General features: G+C 59.3%; 18 protein-coding genes and 1 pseudogene. 5 read left to right on the plus strand and 14 right to left on the minus strand.

Going from position 1 to position 21,574, the window contains the following annotated elements; translation table 11 throughout:
* Positions 1-49: 49 nt before the first annotated feature.
* The 4 genes from qhpG to J3P81_RS14240 are packed head-to-tail and all read right to left on the minus strand — an operon-like array spanning position 50 to position 5,631.
* Entirely contained in the window at positions 50-1,345 is a 1,296-nt protein-coding gene (qhpG, locus tag J3P81_RS14225; protein WP_434559299.1) for a flavin-dependent monooxygenase QhpG, read from the minus strand.
* The gene (qhpE, locus tag J3P81_RS14230) at positions 1,342-2,019 is read right to left on the minus strand and encodes a subtilisin-like serine protease QhpE (RefSeq protein ID WP_434559301.1); all 678 of its coding nucleotides are present in this window, start codon (positions 2,017-2,019) and stop codon (positions 1,342-1,344) included. Before qhpE ends, qhpG begins: the two co-directional genes overlap by 4 nt.
* Positions 2,009-3,727, minus strand: a complete 1,719-nt coding sequence (locus tag J3P81_RS14235; protein WP_434559303.1) for an ABC transporter ATP-binding protein — start codon at positions 3,725-3,727, stop codon at positions 2,009-2,011. Before J3P81_RS14235 ends, qhpE begins: the two co-directional genes overlap by 11 nt.
* Positions 3,727-5,631, minus strand: a complete 1,905-nt coding sequence (locus J3P81_RS14240; protein WP_434564114.1) for a sigma-54-dependent Fis family transcriptional regulator — start codon at positions 5,629-5,631, stop codon at positions 3,727-3,729. The genes J3P81_RS14235 and J3P81_RS14240 overlap by 1 nt, the downstream gene beginning before the upstream one ends.
* A 366-nt stretch (positions 5,632-5,997) precedes the next feature.
* Here J3P81_RS14240 and J3P81_RS14245 point away from each other — a divergent pair, with 366 nt between their 5' ends.
* Entirely contained in the window at positions 5,998-6,993 is a 996-nt protein-coding gene (locus J3P81_RS14245; protein ID WP_434559305.1) for a lipase family protein, read from the plus strand.
* A 144-nt stretch (positions 6,994-7,137) separates the two neighbouring features.
* Here J3P81_RS14245 and J3P81_RS14250 read toward each other — a convergent pair.
* Together J3P81_RS14250 and J3P81_RS14255 are read right to left on the minus strand one after the other, a co-directional pair.
* Positions 7,138-8,383 (minus strand): annotated as a pseudogene (locus J3P81_RS14250) (cation:proton antiporter).
* Between the two features lie 29 nt (positions 8,384-8,412).
* The gene (locus J3P81_RS14255) at positions 8,413-9,225 is read right to left on the minus strand and encodes a DUF1206 domain-containing protein (protein ID WP_434559307.1); all 813 of its coding nucleotides are present in this window, start codon (positions 9,223-9,225) and stop codon (positions 8,413-8,415) included.
* 197 nt (positions 9,226-9,422) lie between these two features.
* On the opposite strand from J3P81_RS14255, the gene J3P81_RS14260 reads away from it, so the two are divergent.
* Positions 9,423-9,926, plus strand: coding sequence for a MarR family winged helix-turn-helix transcriptional regulator (locus tag J3P81_RS14260; RefSeq protein WP_434559309.1), 504 nt, complete (start codon positions 9,423-9,425; stop codon positions 9,924-9,926).
* A 162-nt stretch (positions 9,927-10,088) separates the two neighbouring features.
* Here the strand turns inward: J3P81_RS14260 and J3P81_RS14265 are convergent, their stop codons facing one another.
* Complete coding sequence (locus tag J3P81_RS14265; protein WP_434559311.1) at positions 10,089-10,592, minus strand: YkgB family protein; 504 nt, start codon at positions 10,590-10,592, stop codon at positions 10,089-10,091.
* Between the two features lie 147 nt (positions 10,593-10,739).
* Between J3P81_RS14265 and J3P81_RS14270 the strand changes: the two genes are divergently transcribed.
* On the plus strand, positions 10,740-11,735 hold the full coding sequence (locus J3P81_RS14270) for an MBL fold metallo-hydrolase (protein ID WP_434559313.1): 996 nt from the start codon (positions 10,740-10,742) through the stop codon (positions 11,733-11,735).
* 105 nt (positions 11,736-11,840) lie between these two features.
* Here J3P81_RS14270 and J3P81_RS14275 read toward each other — a convergent pair whose 3' ends face one another.
* Positions 11,841-13,091, minus strand: a complete 1,251-nt coding sequence (locus tag J3P81_RS14275) for a serine hydrolase domain-containing protein (RefSeq protein WP_434559315.1) — start codon at positions 13,089-13,091, stop codon at positions 11,841-11,843.
* A gap of 268 nt (positions 13,092-13,359) precedes the next feature.
* On the opposite strand from J3P81_RS14275, the gene J3P81_RS14280 reads away from it, so the two are divergent.
* Positions 13,360-13,905 (plus strand): sterol desaturase family protein, encoded by a 546-nt coding sequence (locus J3P81_RS14280; RefSeq protein WP_434559317.1) that lies wholly within the window; start codon positions 13,360-13,362, stop codon positions 13,903-13,905.
* On the opposite strand, the gene J3P81_RS14285 is transcribed toward J3P81_RS14280, so the two are convergent.
* The 5 genes from J3P81_RS14285 to fni are packed head-to-tail and all read right to left on the minus strand — an operon-like array spanning position 13,787 to position 19,797.
* Positions 13,787-14,788: a phytoene/squalene synthase family protein gene (locus J3P81_RS14285; protein ID WP_434559319.1), complete on the minus strand. Its 1,002-nt coding sequence runs from the start codon at positions 14,786-14,788 to the stop codon at positions 13,787-13,789. The genes J3P81_RS14280 and J3P81_RS14285 overlap by 119 nt on opposite strands.
* Complete coding sequence (locus J3P81_RS14290; protein ID WP_420763616.1) at positions 14,785-16,275, minus strand: phytoene desaturase; 1,491 nt, start codon at positions 16,273-16,275, stop codon at positions 14,785-14,787. The genes J3P81_RS14285 and J3P81_RS14290 overlap by 4 nt, the downstream gene beginning before the upstream one ends.
* Complete coding sequence (gene crtY / locus J3P81_RS14295; protein ID WP_434559321.1) at positions 16,272-17,450, minus strand: lycopene beta-cyclase CrtY; 1,179 nt, start codon at positions 17,448-17,450, stop codon at positions 16,272-16,274. The genes J3P81_RS14290 and crtY overlap by 4 nt, the downstream gene beginning before the upstream one ends.
* The gene (locus J3P81_RS14300; RefSeq protein WP_434559323.1) at positions 17,447-18,745 is read right to left on the minus strand and encodes a glycosyltransferase; all 1,299 of its coding nucleotides are present in this window, start codon (positions 18,743-18,745) and stop codon (positions 17,447-17,449) included. The genes crtY and J3P81_RS14300 overlap by 4 nt, the downstream gene beginning before the upstream one ends.
* The gene (gene fni / locus J3P81_RS14305; protein WP_434559325.1) at positions 18,742-19,797 is read right to left on the minus strand and encodes a type 2 isopentenyl-diphosphate Delta-isomerase; all 1,056 of its coding nucleotides are present in this window, start codon (positions 19,795-19,797) and stop codon (positions 18,742-18,744) included. The genes J3P81_RS14300 and fni overlap by 4 nt, the downstream gene beginning before the upstream one ends.
* A gap of 157 nt (positions 19,798-19,954) precedes the next feature.
* Between fni and J3P81_RS14310 the strand changes: the two genes are divergently transcribed.
* A complete protein-coding gene (locus tag J3P81_RS14310; protein ID WP_434559327.1) occupies positions 19,955-20,932 on the plus strand; it encodes a polyprenyl synthetase family protein in 978 nt (325 codons plus the stop codon).
* A gap of 3 nt (positions 20,933-20,935) precedes the next feature.
* On the opposite strand, the gene J3P81_RS14315 is transcribed toward J3P81_RS14310, so the two are convergent.
* A complete protein-coding gene (locus J3P81_RS14315) occupies positions 20,936-21,436 on the minus strand; it encodes a hypothetical protein (protein ID WP_434559329.1) in 501 nt (166 codons plus the stop codon).
* Positions 21,437-21,574: the final 138 nt, after the last annotated feature.

The raw sequence follows: 21,574 nt of genomic DNA on the forward strand, positions 1-21,574 counted from the left end.
ATTGTGGGAGCGAGCTTGCTCGCGATAGGCCAGCCCAGGCAGCCCAATGTCAGGGCTTGAACCCCTGCCCCGACAACCAGCTCCGAACCATCCTCCCCTGGTCCACCGTCAACCCCTCCAACACCCGCTCGGCTGGCTCGCTGCGCAACCGTCGCACCAAGGGTGCCAACTCCACGCCTTGCAGATGCCAGATACCGAGCGGCTGATCCGCCGTGATCACCACCTCGGCCTCCTCCACGAAGCCATCGCGCAATACCGGTGCCCGCTCAACCCTCAACGTGGCGTAATCCACCTCGGCGTGGGCGACTTCAGCATCCGGCCACTGACGCCGCGCCAGCCAGAACGGCTGGTCCGGCCAACGCTGCTCATCGGCATAAAAATCCCGCCCGATGCGCGCAAAACGCAAAAACAGCTGCTCGACCCGCCGCTGATGAAAACGCTGCGCCAGCAACGCCCGCTCAGGTTTGCGCAACAGCGTGTTGACCACCGCAGGCGCCTGCAACGCCGAAGACAACGACTGAAAAATGCCATTACCCGACAGTGGATCGACCGCCATGGCCGCGTCCCCTACCCGAATCCAGTTATCGCCACAGACGTGGGGACACAAAATCGCCGTGCTGCTGCGGGCATGCAAATGCAGTCCGGTTTCCGGTTCACTCCCGAAAAACTCCCGGGCCAATGGCGAATCCTGGCGGCGCTGACGGCAGTGATCGAGCAGCAGCGCCTTACCCGGCAACCCGGCACTGGCCACGTCCACCGTCCATTGCCAGTAACACTGGCCGTCAGCCCGACGCGCCATCCAGGCCCAGCCGTCCCCAAGGCTTTCCACAGCACTGGCGGTGATACCCGACGCGCCTCGCCAGCGATTGAGCAAACTGACCGTCTCCGGCCCCCGCAGCCCTTTGCCAAGGGCCGGTGCCTGACGTCCGCGAGCGTCCACCAGAAAATCCGCGAGCACCGCTTCGCGCCCTTCCAGTTCGATTCGATGCCCCGAAGCGTGCGACTGCACCGTCAGCACTCGGCCCTCGATCAACTCGACGCCGGCCAGCCGCAGATCCTCGCGCAAGCCTCGATCGAAGCTCGGACGGTCCAGCAAAAACTCAATGTTCTGCGCATGCCGCTGACCGTTCCAGGACACCTGCCGTTGGGAAGGCTGCGCCGCGTCCGTCAACGCTTGATGCAGCCCCGCGCCCCGCAACGCATCCAGCACCCGTGCCGAAACCCCTTCCAGCGCCGCGAAGCGCCGCCACTCGCTGACCAGCGTTACGGGGTAGCCGAGCCGCCGCAGCCCCAGGGCCACCGCAGCCCCCGCAGGCCCCGCGCCGAGAATCACAATCGGCTTCATGGGCCGACGCGCCGTTCAGGGCCGTGATAACAGGCGTTTCTTTGCAGCCATTGGACAATTTGCGCGTTGCTCGCCTCGGGATTTTCAACGAGACAACTCGCAATGTGTCCGCTCAATGCCGCACAGCCCAGGCTTGCACCCGACTGCCCCGGGTGGGTGCCGTGAACACACGCGGCGAAATCTGCCTGGGCGCTGTCGAGCCACGACCATTGCTGTTCGGTACAACGCGCATCGCCGGTCACCCGTAGCACTTGCGGATAATTCGCTGGGAACACCCCTTCGCCTTGGGCCGGGCTGGACGCACACAGCAAAACACCCCGCGCCACCGCCGCGGCACAGGCCTCACGCAACAGGCTGCGATCCTGCCGAAGACCGAGGCTCAGGTTGATCACCCGCACGTCCTGCGCCACCAGCCAATCGATAGCGGCAGCGATCTGCAAGGCGCTGGTGATGCCTCGCTGGTCGAACACCTGGGCGATGCAGAAAACCGCCGCCGGCGCTCGTCGGCCGATGGCCTCGATTACCGCGCTGCCATGACCCAGCGGATCGTCGCGTAAATCGCTTTCGGCCAGTCCATCCTCCAGCAGCGAGAACCGTCGACCGGCAATCACCCGCACTCGTTGCGCGGCTGAATGACCGCTGTCCACCACCCCAATCCGCAGCTCAGGTTTCATGCTGCACCGATTTTGACGTGAGCACGCCGTCCAGCAGTTCAAAGCGCAGATCGGCATCGGCCAGGGTCGACGGACGATGGCTGATCAGAATCCGCGTGCGCCCGGCGAACAGCCGGTCGATGGCCTCGATCACTTCGCGCTCGGTGGCTTCGTCGACCGCCGACGTCGCTTCGTCCAGCACCAGGATCAACGGATCCTGCAACAGCGCCCTGGCGATGGCGATGCGCTGTTTCTGTCCGCCGGACAACTGCTGGCCACGCTCGCCCAAAGGGCTGTCGAGACCTTCGGGCAGTGACTCGATGAGGCTATCGAGCTGAGCCAGCCGCGCCACTTCGGCGATGGCCTGGCGGCTGGCGTCCGGGACGGCATAGGCCAGGTTGTCCGCAAGGCTGCCGCGAAACAGCACGATGTCCTGACTGACCACGGCAATGCGCCGACGCAGCTGGAACAGGTCCAGTTCCCGCAGATCGACCTCCCCCAGCAGAACCCGGCCGGATTGCGGATCATGGTGCCGTTGCAGCAGATCGATCAGGGTTGATTTACCGACACCGGAGCCGCCGCTCAAGGCGACTTTCAAACCGTAGGGAATTTGCGCTTCAACGCCACGCAGGGTCGTCGCGCGACCGGGATGGCTGAAGTGCACGTTGTCGAAACGCAAATCGCCAGAAACCGGCATCGGTTGGGGTGTAACCGGAGTGAGGACGGTTGGCTCTTCACCGCGCAGTTCCATGACCCGCCCAAGGCTCACGGTCATCCGCTGAACCGCGACATAGAGCCCCAGCAGGCTCTGGACCGGGCCCACCGCCATTCCCAGATAGGTCGAAAACGCGATCAGCGCGCCCAACTGCCAAGTCCCTTGCACCACCCAGTAACCGCCAATCAAAAATACACAGGCCCGCGACAACGACGTCAGGGTGCCGGGCACCGCCTGTGTGAAGAACTCGGTCACTTGCAAGCGCAAGAGCTGGCTCATGTACCCCTGGCCCAACGTTTCCAGGCGCCGTGCTTCGCGCCGTTGCTGGCCGGCGGACTGGATGAATTTCATCACCGGCAAGGTCTCGACCATGAATGAGGACATGTCCGCCGAACGCTCGCGCAACTGCCGGACATCGCGCTCGACCTTACGGCGCATCCAGCGTAGCCAGAGCACGTCGATCGGAATCAATACCAGGGCCAGCAACGAGAGTTTCCACGACAAGGTCACCAGCATCGCCACGGCGACCACCAGACCGATCACGCTCGACACCGCGGAGAACAGCGAGTCCACGGCGAAACGCTGGATCTCCGCGACATCACCATCGAGGCGCGACATCAGATCGCCGATCCGCCGCTGGCCGTAGAAACCCGGCGAGAGCGTCTGCAAATGCCGATAAAGGTCATCGCGCAGGGCAAACAGAATCCGTCCGGACAATCGCGTGTGCAGATATCGATTCACGCCCGACAGTGCCGTGCCCAGCAACCCGGCGGCCATCATCAACCCGGCGATCAGCACCAGCATCGTAAAGTTGCGCGCCAACAGACCATCGTCGATCAGCAGCTTGGTCAGCCAAGGTTGCACCAATACCAACGACGAGGCGCAGGCCGACAGCCCGAGCAGCCCGGCAATCGCCAGCCGGTGCGGACGCACGAAGCCGTAGAGCCAGCGCAACGCCGCTTGCTGGGCCGCAGGGTTCTGGCTGTCGATCAGCCGAACGATCAAACGCAGCATCACGAGCGCAGCTGTTTAAGCTTGCGATACAGGGTCGCGCGGCTGATGCCCAGGGCTTCGGCGGCGGCTGAGACATTACCTTGGTGCGTGTCCAGGGACTGACGAATCAATTCCAGTTCATGCTCTCGGATACTGCCACTTGGAGGGCGCTCGCCGGCGGTGAGCTCATCGAGCGTGCTGTCGGGCAAATGGTCGAGGGTTAACACAGTCTCCCCCGGTTCACGCATGGCCAGCGCGGTGCGCAGGACCATTTCCAGCTGGCGGATGTTGCCCGGCCAGTGATAGCCGCCGAGCAACCGGTTCAAATCGTCATGCAGGACTACCGTCGGCGCATCGAGCTTGGCCAGCAAACGGTCGACCAGGCCAGTGAAGTCGTCGCGCTCGCGCAGGGCCGGGAGCATCACGCTGATGCCGTTGATTCGGTAGAACAGATCCTCGCGAAAGTGTTTGTCTTCCACCAGACGCTTGAGGTCGCGATGCGTGGCGCAGATCAGCGCGATGTCGATGTCTTGCTCTTCGCCAGCGCCCAGCGGCGCGACTTTGCGGTCTTGCAATACCCTGAGTAAACGGGCCTGCAAGGCCAGCGGCATGTCGCCGATTTCATCCAGAAACAACGTGCCGCCATGGGCCTGCTGCAGACGCCCGACCATGCCGCCCCGGCGCGACCCGGTAAAGGCACCCTCGCGATAGCCAAACAGCTCCGACTCGATCAGGCCTTCAGGGATTGCCGCGCAGTTCACCGCCACGAAAGGTTTGTCGCAGCGCGCTCCAGCCGTATGCAACGCTCGGGCGATGACTTCCTTACCGGTGCCCGTTTCGCCCTGCAGCAACACCGGTAATTCATTGGCCAGACCCTGGCGAGCCATGCGCAGCGCCCGGGCATAACGGGAATTGTTGCCGGCCAGGGATTCGAGATCGGGTTGTGGTTTAGCGCTTTTAGCTGGGGTGCGCGATACCGTGCTGACGTTGATCGAGCGCTGCGGTGCGCGCAGGGCTTTGTAGAAAAATTCACCCTTGGCGGTTTGCAGGCTGCCGACGCCGCCCTGGTGCAGACGCGATAACAGCTGCAGGCCATCGACACCCAGGAAATCTTCACAGCGCCGCCCCACGAGCGCCGAACGCTCGGCGTGAAGCAACTGACACGCCTGGGCGCTGACCGCGAGAATCTGACCCCCGAGACTCACCGCGAGCAAGCCCTGCCAAGGGGATTCGAGGTACTGTCGACGGCTGTGGAAGGCGAGAACGATCTGGTCCGGGTAACAGGCATTGAAGACGCGACTTTCGATCTGGCTGACGGCCATGGTCAGCAACGCGGTGCTGTCGTGAACACGGCCGAGCGGGCCTTCGCGGGTCAGGTCAAGGACGCCGAGGATGTCGCCCTGCGGGCAATGGATAGGCACCGAGGTGCAGGAAAAATCAGTCAGACGGTCAAGGTAATGTTCGCCGCAATCGATCATCGTCGGTCGGGCTTCCACCAGTGCGGTACCCAGGGCGTTGGTGCCGCGCACCGCTTCGCTCCAGCAAGCCCCCAGCGTGATGTCTTGCAGGCCACTGCCTTTGAAACGGTCGGCGTGCCCTTCGGCTGCAAGGATGGTGGCGTCGGAATTGGCGAGGATGATGAGCCCTTCCTTGCCCTGGCGTTCGGCCAGATAATCGATGGCCGGCATCGCCGCATCGATCAACAAGCGATTGCTCTCCAGCAGCACATCAAGGCTGGCGTTCGACTCCAACGCCAGTTCTTGCTTGGCATTGAAATGCACGCCATGGCTGAGGCTGCGCCGCCACGACGCATCGATTTCCGCACGCAATACGCCATCGGGGACGGTGCCTTCGAGGTGCAGCTTTTCCCGGGCCAGCCGTGCTTCGCGATGAAGTTTGGGATGAGTTGTTTTTATCAGCATCAGCAAGCGCTCCGGATCGGTCCGCCCTGCGCCCTTCTGAGTTCAGCGCTTTGTTGCCATCTTTACGTTAACGTCAGGGCATTGGCAAGTGCCTTACGGCGTTTGTGCTTGATCCGAGGCGGGTGCTCGCTTCTCGGTCGCTCCTCCTCGCATTGAATACGCAGGGCGCTGGTTCGGTGATATCAAGACCAGCTGCACCTCATCCTCGGTTCCGGATTTGCGGATCAAGGACCGTTCGAACTGCTAAGGCTGCGCATTAAGTTGTCGCTTCCAAAACTGCGACTACACTCGGTCTTGCTGGCCAAGAAGGATCGACGGCAGCGTGAGTTTTCGTTGGTCCCGTTGAATTATCTGAGACAAGGAGCAGTCATGACTTCGCTAGACTCAATTGAACAAAGACAAATCAATCTTACCCACGCGTACGTGGTGAACAATGCGGCGTTGGCTTCGCCGGATTGGAAAAACATGAAGAAGCCTTCGCCGACCCAGGTCAAAGACAACATTCTTACGCGCCTTAACGGCTCCAAGTTTGGCGGCGGCTATGACGTAGCCTGGGGACCCGCCCTGGTCCCGGATGGCGAGCATGTGGCCCACATCACGGTGGTGTTGGTCGGCGGGCAGGACAAAAACGACATTGTGGTGGTGACGAGTGGAACCCTCGCCGATTCGGTCAAGGATCAGATAGATGATCTTGATATTTCTTCAATGGTGCCGCTGCAGAGCCTCATCAAGAACTGCCCGGTGCCGGCACACCTGGCGCAGGGAACTGCGGAAGGTGTAAAGGCGATATTGGGTCAGGAATCGACAATCGGTTTCCAGGGCACACTTTGCGATTTTCTGGCGGAACAGCGCAGTGGGGCAACGATCCGGTTGGTCGGGCATAGCCTCGGCGGTGCCTTGATGTCGGTTCTTGCGCTTTATTTGAAAGATAAATTCTCGAACTTTAATTTCCGTTGCGAAACAATTGCTGCACCAACGGCCGGCGACGGTGTTTTTGCAAGCTATTTCAATAAGCAAATGGCCGGCAATGCGCTACGCATCTACAACACGCTGGATGTCGTTCCGATGGCCTGGTGCGCAACCTCTCTCGATTTCTCCTTGACGCTTTATGAGCCGACCAATGTCATCGATGAAAAAATGAAGGGACTGGTTTGCTCCAATATCGATACCGTCACCCGTAATAACTCCAACTACACGCAATGGGGCATGGGCGGCGCAAACATGGAGCTGCGGCTCTGTGGAGAACTTCAATCCCCGTGCCCTAGCTATGAAGCGCAATCGGGCTACCAGCACATCTACGAATACATGACGCTGCTGGGGCTGCAGCTGGGTGATATTCCGATGCCGGCGCCGTCTGGCAGCTAGCGCGCAGCCTCGTCGACCAGGTGTTCGACCTGCAACTGTCGGCACCTGTTCGGCAAATCACAGAATTGCAATTCGCCTTTTTGTCGCCCGCTTTTTTTCAACCCGCAAACACTCACGAACCTAGGCGGACGGCACCCACTAACGTTACTTGGTGTCCGCGCATGGGATGACTCGTTTAACCACGCTTGCGATAGACATGCCTTGGATCAAAATTGAAAATATCACCACCATGTAGGTGAGTGAAACGACAATATCCCGCGCGCCTCCGGCTGGCAGTGACAGCGCCAAGGCTACCGATATGCCCCCTCGCAAACCTCCCCAGGTCAAAACGCGCCATGAACCGCTGGGTAAACGAAAGCGTCTTCCAAGCGCAGCAATAGGAACGCCTACCGTAAGCAATCGAGACAGCAAGGTAAGTGCTATTACCGCCAGCCCGGTGACGATCAAGGAGTTCGAGAACTGGATGAGAACCACCTCCAGGCCGATCAGTACGAACAAAACGGCGTTCAAGATCTCGTCTATCAGCTCCCAGAACATGTCCACATGTTTTTCATGTCTGCTCGGACATTGCGTAGGATCGTCCCTGGTTTCCGACGATAAGCCCGATGACTACCATCGCCAGGGGGCCGGACACATGAAGATGGTTCGCCAGCGCGTACCCACCTAGCACCGCAGCCAATGTGATCAAGATTTCTTCCTGGTAGCTGTCGATGCTTTTCAGCATCAAATAGGCTAGATATCCAATGGCTGCGCCTAGAAGCACGCCGCCACCGGCCTCTGTCAGAAGCAACTTCGATGCGCCCAACGCCGACGGTGCTTCGCCACTGGCTATCATCGCCACAATGAGTGAAAACAGCACAACACTGACTCCGTCGTTGAACAGTGATTCGCCCGCTATCACCAGTTCGACGCTTTTGGGAGCCCCGGCGGACTTCAGGATACCCATGACCGCTATGGGATCCGTGGGAGAAATCAGGGCGCCGAATACCAGGCAGTAGGCAAGGGGAAGTTCCAGAGACGTTAGTGACAGAAGTAGCCACAGCCCATAGCCAATCAACAATGTGGAGGCTGTTGTACCTACTAGTGCCAGAGAAGCCACCTGCCACCGGTAAGAACGCAGCTGCGAAAGATCGACGTGCAACGCTCCAGCGAACAGTAGTAAGGAAAGCATCCCCTGCATGAGCAGTTCGGAAAAATCGATGGATTCCACCAACGATTGCTCAAGCGTGTGGAGTGCATGAAAACCCATCGCATCCAACGCCATATTCAGCACAGAGAGGCCCAGCGCAATGCCCATGACACCAATCGCTGGCGGCAGCCCAACATAACGGCGATTGAGGAAGGCAAGAACCGCCGTGATACTCACAAAGACAGCAACGATATCCAGCATTCGATAATGGCCCTGGTTGATACGGTGCACTACGCTTTCGACAATCCGGGTACTTCCATATTTATCTTGCGCCAGAAGGCTTCAGAGAAGCTGTATGCCGAGAAAGCAATCAATCCGAAGGCCATCACCATCAAAACCAACCATCCAGCGGGCAAACCCTGAAGTGCGTCGAGGGCTTCCTTCATACCGGGTGGATCCATGGCTTGATAGGCCGAGCCGCTAAAGGCCAACAGCAATGCAATCTCTATAAAGACGACGCCACGTGCGATCAGGCCAAACCGAGACACCGGGCGGACGTACCGCATGACGTCTTCGTCAGCCTCGAAATACTTTTCAAACGATGCCTTCCATCCCTTGTAAATGTGAGCAATTCCAACGCCAAGCGGAACGAGAGCAAGCAGATACACCAATAGGTTGGAATGCTTCCAGGACAATAGATGCGCCAGCCAATCCGTGTTCTGTTCTCCTGAGTTGCCAGAGCTACCCACTCCGCTTACAAGTAGGCCTAACGCAAAAAATGCCAGAGCACCATTGACCAATCCCCCCGCAAAAAGACCGGTGCGAATTATCAGTCCCTTGAGATTTTTGCCGTGGTGGTCGACATCACGGGTAGCTTGCAGAACACGCCAAGCCGAAAATGCGAGCAAACCCGCCACGACGATTCCCACTAAAAAATAGCCAAACGGCTGGCCCAATAAGGCTTCCAGGCTTTTCTGGCTATCTTTCGGCTTTGTCGAATCTTGTGCCGCAAGCAATGCGAAGATACCGATGATGAGGTAAATCACACCTCGCGCGGCGTACCCTCCGCGTGCTAGGACAATAAGGCTTTGGTGCGCTGACATTGGCTGCTTTCCCGAAAGTAGTACAGGAACAGACTCGTCTGGCTGGAAGGGGTTCTATCGTTAAATTCAAAACCGCAGCCCTGACCTACGCAGCGTCATTCGCTGACCTCGGGGGCGACAGGTAGCTCCCTCATTGGCCCTCATCTAAACACCTTGCATTCTATGCGCGATGCACACATATTTAGCCCATGAAAGACATGAAACTAGAAAACATAGTTGGGGCGCTGTCGCTGGCGATTTCTGACTCTATCCACCAAGGCACTCAAGACGAAGCTCCGGAAGTGGGTCCGGCGGCAGCGGCCATCGCCCTACTCGGTCACGAGCCAGGCCTGTCTATAGAACGTTTGAGGCGAGCCTTAGGGTTATCTCATCCTGGGGCTGTGCGCCTGGTTGATAGGCTTGTCACTCAGGGTGTAGTGGAACGTAGACAAGCAGAAGCTGATCGTCGCTCCGTTGCGCTCCACCTTACTGCCGCTGGAAGTACGAACTGTGCTGCGGTGCTAGCGGTCCGCCATGAACGTATAGCGCGTGCTTTGGAAGTTCTTGATCCCGATGAGCGTGAAGTGCTTGAACGGATAACCGAAAAACTACTTAACGGCTTGGTGCATGATCTCGATCAAGCCTATTCAGTTTGCCGACTGTGCGACCCCACGGCTTGCAAGAATTGCCCAGTCGCACATGCGCTGGATGAAGATCACTGATTTAGATTTTCCAGCAGGTTGAACAACTTTTTTAGGAATTTCTGCTGACTGCGCTACTCAAGAAAAAAAGGCAGCAAATCATTTATCAGAACTTCGACAAGTCTTGCCATCATTCCATCTTCCTGCTGCCCTCTTCGCCTCAGTCCTTCAACTACTCCTGGCTTATCCCAAATTTGGGCGCAGTCGCTGCAGGCCCTCGGTGAGGATCACCAGGCTGACGCCTAACAACGCAACGTCTTTTATCAGGAACGTGCCTAGGAAGTTCAGCCATGGAAAACCTCCCGATCCCGCCTCCCAAATTGGCAATACAAACAGCATGGAAATGGTCGTGAAGAAGATCAGCGAGGCTAACAAGCCACCCGCGATAGCTGTTCGAGCAGACCAGGGTGAAGCGATAAGCAGCAGTGCAGTCAATATCTCGACTACACCCAGTAAGTAAGAGGTACCGGCTTCGCCAAAAACTGGATAAAGCCAGGCTAGCCAAGGAGTGCCGCTGATAAGGGGTATGAGTGCCTGCACCTCAATCTGTGTGAACTTAAGCAGACCAATCATTAGCAGGGGAAGAACAACACCCGATAAGACAATCGCGCGGCTTACCTTCTGGAGTTTCGAAACACTGGAAATGGAAGCAGCCTGGCTGCTGGTGACGCTCGTGATGTGCTGCATGACATCCTCCGATTGCTGATATGTGCTCGAAGCATATATTATCGAATGGAGAATTGCATGCGCCGTGCATATAATATTTCGCTATGGACTCTTTATCTACCTTTATCCCAGCGATCACCAATGGTCGCACTCACAAAGGTACTCATCATGCATAACCACGCGCGGTTCCAACTCGCGGCCCTTCTGACAGCCGCCCTGGTCACGGGCGCAACCTACTCACTGTCGTCCACCGCAGCGCAAGCCTCACAGACATCGACCGCAACGACTGCCTCGACCCATAAGCCCGCACTCGCAGGCGTCTATGCCTTCAACCTGGGCAAGTTCCGCATCACCGCACTGAGCGACGGGACGCTGCCCCTCGATCTACATCCGCTGCTTAGAGGCATCAGTCCAAAGCAGATCGACGCAATGCTGCAACGCGGATTTGCTCGCAACCCGCTGGAGACGTCTATCAATGCCTACCTTATCGACACTGGCTCACGTGTCGTACTGGTCGATACCGGTGCCGGTGAATTGTTCGCAAGCGTTGGCGGCAAGCTACCCGAAAGCCTGGCGGCTGCGGGTTACCAGCCGGCGCAGATCAGCGATGTGCTGATTACCCACATCCACACCGATCACTCTGGCGGCCTGACACGCGGCGGCCAGATGATGTTTCCCAATGCGACCATCCACGTCGGCCAGGCCGATGTCGACTTCTTCCTGGACCGCGCCAATCTGGACAAGGGGTTAAAGCCGGCATATCTGGAGGAAGCGTTGAAGACCATTGGCCCGTATCAGCGCGCAGGTAAGCTGAAGCCATTCTCTGCCGAATCCGAAATCCTCCCGGGTATCACTGCCATACCCACGCCGGGACATACCCCGGGCCACAGCTTTTTCCGGGTCACAAGCGAAGGCGAGAGCATCGATTTCTGGGGCGACATCATGCATGTCGGCCTCATTCAATTCTCGAGGCCAGAAGTGACAATAACCTTCGACGTCAATCAGAACGCTGCTCGCGCCCAGCGGCTAGAACAGTTCGAGACAGCCGCGAGTGAACGACGGTTGTCAGCAGTCGCTCACTTGCCATTTCCGGGTATCGGCCACATCAGGCGCGAAGCCGGCAGGTATGAGTGGGTACCCGTCCAATACCGCAATCGCGACTAATACCGTAGGCCTGGATCGCAATTGATCCAGAACGAAATACATGGCTCCCCGCTACGCGGGGCCATAGGCTCGCGACGACTAGGTTGATGTCATCAACGCGCGAATTTACTTCAACGCAGCTACCACGGCATCGAAGAACACCATCGGGTCGATCGGCTCTTTGTCAACCGGCTTGGGTTGGGCACCGAAGGTGACAATCACCACGTTATTGGCAGGGTTGAGGTAGATGTTCTGGCCCTGGATACCGACCGCCGCATAGGCGCCGTCTTTCACCGACGGCTCGGTCCACGCCGTCCACCACATGTAGCCGTAGTCCAGGGACTTACCGCCTTTGAGGGTGGTCGGCAGCGTCGCCTCCTTGACCCAACCTTCGGGCAGAATCGAGGTGCCATTGATCTTGCCGCCGTTCATGAAAAACAGCCCGAAGCGTCCATAATCACGCAGCGTGGCGCTGATACCGCTGCCACCGATTTCCACGCCGTCAGGCGAATCGAGCCACCACCGGGCGTCACTTTCCATACCGAACGGCTGCCAGATCTTCTGCGATAGATAATCGGCCAGTGGCATCTTCACAGCGCCACGGACGATCTCGCCGAGTACCTGCGTTTCGCCAGTGCTGTACGTGTTGGCCGTGCCGGGCTCGGCCGCTCGCGGCAAACTTGCCATCAAGGCCATGGCAGAACGCGGTTTCTGCGAAATCTGCGCTTTGAGTAGCGCGCGACGATCGGACGCCGGATCGGTGTAGGTTTCGTTCCACTTCACGCCCGAAGACATCATCAGCACGTCGCGCACGGTCACGCCTTCGTAGGCGCTGCCCTTGAGCTCGGGAACGTAATCCACCACTTGTGCGTCAAGGCTCTTGATAAGGCCGTCTTTGATCGCTGCAGCTGCCAGCGTGGAGGTGATGGATTTGGCTATCGACATCGACATCCATCGGGTTTTCTCCGTGTTGCCACGCTGATAGGTCTCGAACACGATCTTGCCGTCCTTGAGCACGAGCATCGCCGTAATGCTGTCCAGTGCGACAAAGTCATACAGGTCGTACTTTTTGTCCCCGACAGTGAACCGAACGTTGGGCAACTGTTTGTCTGATTTGGGCAGTGCATACGGGTGATCGCCGGCCTTGATCCTGTGGGTGGGGAAAAGCCGGTCGATGTTGCGGTAGGTACTGACCGCCAGATCGGGGAGCATGGCGCCGTCATAGATCTGCTCCACCGTGCCAATCGGCTCCTTGGCGTGGGGATAATCCTCAGCCCATGCGCCCGAGGTGATACCCGCAGCGAGCAGACCCAGTGAGAGAAGCAGCGAGCGACCAGGCGCAGTCGCAGTCGCACGAAAAATCGCGGATGAGTGCATAACCGATCCTTTTTTTGTTTTGCTTTTCACGCATGTTAAATAACGCGGCCGCTTGAACCATAGTCTACTCATTGGAATCGCGCCCAAGCTGAAGGACGACACTCATCGCTTCTCGTCAGGTATAAACAACTGCGCGCCACTGAACGGTGAATATGTCGAGAATGACCGCCAATGAGGTGATTGAGCAGCTCAACAGGGCCAAGATCGCGTTGTTAGATGTTAGAACGTTCACCGCCTCGGCGCAGTCCGATGCTGTGTCTTTGCTCGGATGATCCGCCTCATGACGAACGCACTGGTTTTTTTCGCGACCCTTATCGGTATGGAGGGTTTTGCGTTTCTCGCCCACAAATATGTGATGCACGGCTGGGGCTGGGGCTGGCACCGCTCCCATCATGAGCCCCGCACCGGCTGGTTCGAGAAAAACGACCTGTACGCGATCGCGTTTGCGCTGTTCGCCATCGTACTGATCGCGCTTGGCACCCAGGGCATGCACCCGCTGGAATGGATAGGGGCCGGGATGACGGCTTACGGTTTCCTGTACTTTCTGGCCCATGATGGGCTAGTCCACAAACGCTGGCCATTGAAGTACGTCCCCCGCACCGGCTATCTCAAGCGTCTGTATCAAGCGCATTTGATGCACCATGCCGTGTCGGGCAAGGACCGCTGTGTCTCATTCGGTTTTCTCTATGCCCCACCTACCGCGGTGCTTCGGGTTCAGTTGCGCGATCTGCATGGCGGACCTCTTCGCAAGAATGATCCGGACGCTGCCACAGGCTCGGCAGACGCTCGGGCCAGTGACGCCCGCGAGCAGTAACGGCGCGGCACAGGCCGCCGAGCACATGCCGCAACTTGTCGACCTTCGAGGTCGACACCCGCGTATCCCAGGCATGCTCGCCCCGCCTTGAGACCTTGATGCCAATTTGCCGATAGACACCCGACGCAGTCGCCACCGCCCACGCGGAGCGCCACGGCAATGCCCTTAATCCCGCCTCGGCACTGGCGTAAAAAGGCTCGGCCAGCTGCACCAGCCGTTGCGCGAGGATGGCCAGACCGGGCCGATGCTGATCGTCGGCGAGTGACGCCTCGGGGATCGAAAGCTCATCCAGCCAGTCTCGTGGCAGATAGCACCGGCCGACGGCAGCGTCTTCGACGATATCCCGGGCAATGTTGGTCAATTGAAACGCCATGCCCAGGTCGCAGGCGCGGTCCAATGTCTTTTGGTCGCTGACGCCCATGACCTGAGCCATCATCAGCCCGACGACCCCGGCCACGTGGTAGCAGTAGTCCAAGGTGTCGTTTACGCTCTGATAGCGGCGCTGGTGTACATCCATCGCAAAACCCGCCAGGTGCTCCAGGGCATAACGCTCCTGAATGCGATGTTTGACCACCACCTCTCTGAACGCAGCGAAGGCTTCGTGCTGCACAGGCAACCCGGCGTACACCGCCCGAGTCTGAGCGGTAAGGTCGGCAAGGCGCCGTTCAATGTCAAACTGGTTCAACACGGTCGCCGAATGCCCCGCCTCCTGACCATCTATCACGTCATCGCAATGCCGGCACCACGCATAGAGCATCATGGCGCTGGCCCGGGTCGAGGGGTCGAACAAGCGCGAGGCCGCGGCAAAGCTCTTCGAGCCCACAGCAATGCTGCGTTCGGCATGCTCCAGCAGGACTTGGTCCTGGTTAGCATCGCGATTCATGAGTGCAGATCCTCCAGCATCAAACCTGCCGTGGCCTTGGCCGAGCCGATGACACCGGGGACGCCCGCACCGGGGTGAGTGCCCGCGCCCACCAGGTAAACGTTGCCAAGGCTCGCGTCGCGGTTATGGGGCCGGAACCAGGCACTCTGCCAAAGGACAGGTTCAAGTGAAAACGCCGAACCCAAATGTGCGTTCAACTCACTGCGAAAATCATTCGGGTTGAAAATCCGACTGGTCACCAAATCTTCCCGCAGGCCAGGCATGTAGTGTTTTTCCAGATACGCGAAAATCCGATCACGGTAGCGTGGCCCCTCCACCTCCCAGTCGATAGGCGCGTTACCCAGATGAGGAACCGGCGAGAGCACGTAGTGGCTGGAGCAGCCCGGCGGGGCGAGACTCGGATCCGTGATGCAGGGCGCATGCAGGTAGAGCGAGAAATCCTCAGCCAGCTCAGCGCCATTGAATATTTCTTGAATCAATGACCGGTAGCGCGGCCCGAAGCAGACCGTGTGGTGTCGAAGCTGAGGTTGCGGCCGCTTGAGGCCGAAATGGATGACGAACAGTGAGTTGCTGAAACGCTTGCCTTTGAGGCGCGCGCTTTCCTTGATGCCACGGGCATGGCCGCCCAGAAGTTGCTCATAGGTATGCACCACGTCCGCATTGGAAGCGACGCAGTCGGCATTCAGCAAGCGACCGTTTTTCAAGCGCACGCCGCTGGCCCTGCCCGCTTGCACCTCGATGCTGGCGACGTCGGCATTGAGCTCGAGACGCCCGCCGAGGTCTTCGAAAAACCTCACCAGCCCCTGCACTAGCGCCCCCGTCCCTCCCTTGGGAAACCACACGCCCCATTCGCGTTCCAGTGCATGGATCAAGGTGTAGATCGATGAGGTGGAAAACGGATTTCCGCCCACCAGCAGGGAGTGAAACGAAAACGCCTGGCGCAGTTTTTCGTCTTCGATAAATTCGGAAACCATCGAGTAGACACTGCGCCACGCCTGCAGCCGAGCCAGCTGCGGCCCGGCCTTGACCATGTCCCGAAACGACAAAAACGGCACGGCGCCCAGCTTGAGATAACCCTCGCGAAAAACCGCCTTGGAGTACGCCAGAAACCGCTGGTAGCCTTCAACATCCTTGGGGTTGAGCCTGGAGATATTGCGGTCCAGCTCGGCCTGATCGTTGGCATAGTCAAACTGCGTACCGTCCTCCCAGCACAAGCGATAGAACGGCGAGACCGGCAGCATCTCGACGTAGTCACGCATGGATCTGCCGGCCGCTGTGAACAATTCCTCGATGGCGGTGGGATCGGTAATCACCGTCGGCCCGGCATCGAAAGTGAATCCCTCGTCGTGATACACATAGGCGCGGCCGCCGGGCTTGTCGCGTTTTTCCAGCAAGGTGGTTTGCACGCCCGCCGCCTGCAGCCGGATCGCCAGTGCCAGGCCACCAAAGCCTGCGCCAATCACAATCGCGCTTTTCCCCTGGGTCATGCTTGATCCTTGTAATGCCGAGGCAGGCAGCGACGTGCAGCGTGCAGGGCCTCATTGATGGGAACAGGCGGCTTGCCGATCAGCACTCTAAGCTTGTCTTGCAGGGTGCTGTCGCCCGAATAGAAACGCCTGATCAGCCCCTCGGGCAGACCATAAAAACGTTGCATCACCCGACAGCGGTCCTGGGGTTTGCCTGCCAGGAACAGCATGCGATTAAGCAAACGGTAAAACCCCTGGCGCCGCCACGCCTGTTCAGCGAATGCGCGAATGCCAAGGTATAAGGCGTCCGCCTGCAGGTTCTGCTGGCGGGCGACCCAGTCCGCCAGTTGCACCGCCTGGGGCAACGAATAACCTGTTGTGCAATGGCAAAGACCGGCCCGCAAACCGGAACGCGGCTGGCCGGGCGCCTCGCGCCAGAAGCCGGAAAAGTCGCCTGCCAGGGTGATCGGCAACACGCCTTGCTCTTCGCGAAGGCAGCGGGCAATGATCCATCCGCGATCTTGCACATAATCACGGACATGCTGGCGCAGTTGTTCTGAAGAAAAGCTCTGGCGGTCAACGTAGTGGGTGTCCTCCACCAGCACCGTGTCGGCTGAAAACGGCAAGACGTAGACGAAACGATAGCCCTGCCCTTGAGCCACCCGGGCGTCCATGATGATCGGCACGTCCAGCCCATGAGGGGCCTGTAGCTGCAGCACCTGACCCAGGAACGCCTGTTGGCCCAGCACCAGATGTTCGCTGTGCTGGACGCCACGCCCGTCGATGACGGCCTTGGCCCACAGCTGTTCGCCGTCCTCCAGCAACAGCGAAGTCGGGGTGATCTGTTCGATCCGCTGTGACACACGCAACCCTGCCCGCCCCCCGTCACTGAGCGCCGGTTCGATCACTTGGGCAAAGCGTTCGGAGGTGATGCTGGCATAACCGCTGTTCAGCCGTCGCGAACGCCCCGGGAAATGCACCTCGTAGGCAGGCCAGGTTTGCACTACCAAGGGCCTGATCCACTGATGCTGCTCGGCCGTCAAGTCCGAGTCGTGAAAGGACCAGGTATGGTTACCACCGATCCGGGCCTGCTCTTCAACGCACAGCACCTGTAACTCAGGGCGCAACTGCTTGAGCCGCCAGGCGATCAGCCCATTGGCCAGCCCACCACCGGCGAGGATCAGGTCATAGTTCATGCCACCGCCTGCGTCAGCACGGGTTCGCCGCTACGCACCGCCGCCTCAACGATGTCCGCCGCTTTGCTGGCGCCACCGGCGCGCTGCAACTCAGCCGCCATCCGCTGCAAGGGCTCTCGTGGCAGAACAAGCAGCCGGGCCAGCCCATCAGCAATGGTGGCGGCGCTCGCCCGGCGGTTCAACTTCAGGCCCAGGTCTCGGTAGCTGACACGCGCAGCCACCCCCGGCTGGTCAAAACCGATGGGCATGACGAGCATCGGCGTAGTGGTGGCTATGGCATCCATCACGGTGTTGAGTCCTCCATGGGTCACGACTACATCGGCGTGTTCAAGCACCGCTTGCTGGGGGGCGAACGCAGTGACCCAGGTCGCGCCACTGTCGAGAAGCATGCGTTCCTGAACCGGATCAAGCCTGCCGCAATGGGCGACCAACAATTGCGCATCCAGGCGACGGCAAGCCTTTGCAATCTGCCGGAACATACCCAGGCGCCCGCCCTGCAAGGTACCCAGGCTGGCGAAGACAAAGGGTCGATTTATATCAATCTGCCACTCGAAGGTTTCATTGCCTGGCGAAGATTGCCCCGTGCCCGAAAAAGGCAGGCGCAACGGTCCGACTGCGTGGAAATGCGCGGGCTGCTGCAAACGGGGAAAATCAAATCCCGCAAGGGTCTGACTGATGTGGGCAAGCGGAGAAAGGCATTCATGCAGCGCATCGCGAGGCACGATGGCAAGCCGTCGACATGCACCCCGCAATACGTCTCTGAGCGGTCGCATCAGCCAATCGTAGACCTGCTGGCTACCGGCGTACATGCGTAGGCTACGTTCGTCGCGACCGTAGGCAAACGGCATCACCGGCAGCGGCAAGCCTGGCTCGCGGTTGACCGGCAACGCGCAAGCCACCGAGACATAAGGTAGCCCCAAGGCCTCGGCGACCAGCCCACCGGCAGCCTCCATCTGATCGCAGAGCAGTGCATCGACCTGCTCGTAAGCCAGCGCCGCGGGTAATTCATTACAAAGCATGTTTGTGGTTGAACACATATCGGCAATAACCCGCCGCAGGGTCAGCGGGTTATTAGAGCTGGCCGCGCGCTGCAGCACAGCGTCCAGGCTCCCCGGTGGATGGCTGCTAGCAGCCATCGCATGAAAACCGATGCGCGGATCACCCAGCCAACGGCGCGCGTCGGCCTGCTGGAAGAACGTGACCTGATGCCCACGATTCAACAGCTCTACCGCCAGCGCCTGAAAGGCCTGGAAGTGGCTATGGAACGCCGGGGTCACCACGCCGAAATGGCTCATGGGCGATGAACCGGTGGCAGTAATCTGGCTTGACGCAATGCCGCCAGATCTCCGGAACCGGTGCAGAAACAGGCAATGCGCAGCTGCCTGATGACGATGTCGAAATGCTCGATGACCGACGCTGTCGACACCGTCGCATCGCGCAGCACTCCGGCCGCCTGCCCTACCAGGTCGGCCCCCAGACACAGCGCCTTGGCCACATCCACGCCGTTGCGAATGCCGCCGGATGCAATCACCGTCATGCCGGGCAATGCCTCACGCACGCTGATCAGGCTGGTGGACGTCGTTATACCCCAATCGGCAAACGCCATTGCCACCTCGCGATCGGCGGGGCTGCTGGCGCGTTCAGCCTCTACCGCTGCCCAACTGGTGCCGCCGCTGCCTGCCACATCGATCACGCTGACCCCGACTCCAGCCAGGGCCACCGCCACCGATGCCGATATACCGGCCCCGACCTCCTTGACGATCACCGGCACGCCGAGACTTTGCACCGTCAGCCCGATGGCATCCAGTACGCCTCGCCAATCCCGATCACCTTCGGCCTGAACGGCTTCCTGCAACGGGTTCAGATGAATGATCAAAGCGTTGGCCTGCAAAGTCTCCACGGCGCGGCGCGCCAACTCCTGGCCATCCTTTTCCAATAACTGTGCCGCGCCGATATTTCCCAGTAACGGGATGTCGGGCGCCAGCCGCCGCAGCTCACGGGTCAAGCCCTGATCGTTGCCACTGCGCAGACCGACGCGCTGCGAACCTACGCCCATGGCGATGCCAAGCTCCTGGGCGGCCTCAGCCAGATGGCGGTTAATGGCCGAAGAACGCTGCGCCCCGCCGGTCATGGAACTGATCAGCAAGGGCGCTCTGAGGGGGATCCCAACCAGCGCGCTGGCAAGGTCAATGTCGTTCAGATTCAGCTCGGGCAACGCGCAATGCTCGAACTGAAAGGCATCCAGCCCGTTGCCGCCACCCTGTCGTGGGTTATGGCTCACACCACGGCCGTCCAGCACGATATTGAGATGATCATCCTTTCTCCGACTTAAGGGATGCTCGGTCATGAAAGCTCCAATTCGGTTGAATCATTTCGCGGCGCGCGTGGTCATTTTGTTGAGTGGCGTTATACAAGCTTAGGCCGATCGTACAACTTGTGTGCAACGCTGACTGATAATTGAGGCACTGGTTATTCAAAGTGGTTCAGAGTTTGAGGCCCATCACGTGAACCACCAGAAAGCAGATCACCCTTCACAACTGCCCTTAAAGCAAAGGTCAAGACCGATGACCATCGAGCCTGACGCAACCGTCGAATATGGGTTTAGCGAACGTTTGGAAGATGTGCGCGCGGCTATTGAGCAGCGTCTGGACCAACTGCTGCCGAGCAGCAGCGACGAGCGCGACCTTGTCGCGCTGGCCATGCGTGACTCCACGCTGGCGCCCGGCAAGCGGATCCGGCCGATTCTGTTGATACTGGCTGCACAAGGCTTGGGGCACGGTGGTGATCAGGCACTGGAATTGGGCTGCGCCGTGGAATTGATCCACGCAGCGTCACTGGTTCTGGACGACATGCCGTGCATGGACAACGCCCGATTGCGCCGTGGGCAGCCGACCGTGCACCTGAAGTTTGGCGAAGACGTGGCGATTCTTGCCGCCGTTGCCCTCCTCAGCCGCGCATTCGGGGTGGCCGCCGGGATTACCGATCTGGCACCCGCAATCCGCATGCAATTGGTGGAGGTCATGGCCAATACCGTTGGCATGCAGGGTCTGGTCAAGGGTCAGTTCAAGGATCTGCGTGACGGGCAGAAAAACCGCCCCCCCGAGGAAATTGCACTGACCAACAACCTCAAGACGGGGGTACTGTTTAGCGCGATCATGGACATGGCCTGGCTGATCAGTGGTGCCAAAGCTCACACACGCCCGATCTTGCAGGACTTTGCCGTTGAGCTGGGTCAGGCGTTCCAAATGTATGATGACCTTTTGGATCGTTGTCCGGACAGCAATAAGGACCAGGGCAAGGACGAGGGCAAGTCGACGTTCGTTGCGCTTTACGGCGAGCAAAAAGTCCGCGAACAGCTAGAGGCTCATCTAATGAGCGCCGAAAGCCATTTGCGAGAAGTTTTCGGGCCCTCGCGAATGATCACCTGGTATGTGCGGATGATCTTCGAGAAAGCGGTGCGACAACGTGGCGCAAGGCTGTAGAGCCTACTTGGCCTGCTCGGCGATTGCTTGTTTCAACTTTTCGGCGTCGGCAAAACGCTGCTCATTGACGACCGCGCCATTGTTCAAGGCGAGCCACTGGACGGTGTCCCGGTCGCCGCCATAGCGGGTGGCAACCCTGCCGTCCTGGTCGAGCATAATTCTGTATTTGGCCGAACGCATGGCCGGTACTGCCACCAGTTTGATCATAGAAGGCATCTTCTCGATATCCGCCAGGTACACAATGTGGCGCGCTTCAAGATAGCCCTCCGGGTGGCCTTCCATCGCCGCATCCACTAACTTGGCGGCCGACATACTGCGCGCTATCAACAGCACCTGAGCGCTGTCGTTCAAGGTATACGCCTTCTCGTTCTGATCCAGCAGGGTCCACTTCATCGCCGGCTGGTTCAGATCTTTGGGTTGATCCAAATCTTTTGATTGGGCTGACTCCTGCGCCAACACGTGGAAGTTCAGTAGTGCACCGATCAGCAGGATCATAAGCCGCATGGTTTCGTACCTTATTCGAGGAAAGTCACGGAGTGAAACGCTGACGCCATCCTACGTCAGCCTGGCTGTCGCGCTCTAGCGCATTAACGCTTTTGTTGCCTGACCTGCTCGCAAGCGCGTTGCCACGGGGGCGCCGGG

The sequence above is a fragment of the Pseudomonas sp. R1-6 genome (assembly GCF_051132115.1).
Taxonomy (GTDB): domain Bacteria; phylum Pseudomonadota; class Gammaproteobacteria; order Pseudomonadales; family Pseudomonadaceae; genus Aquipseudomonas.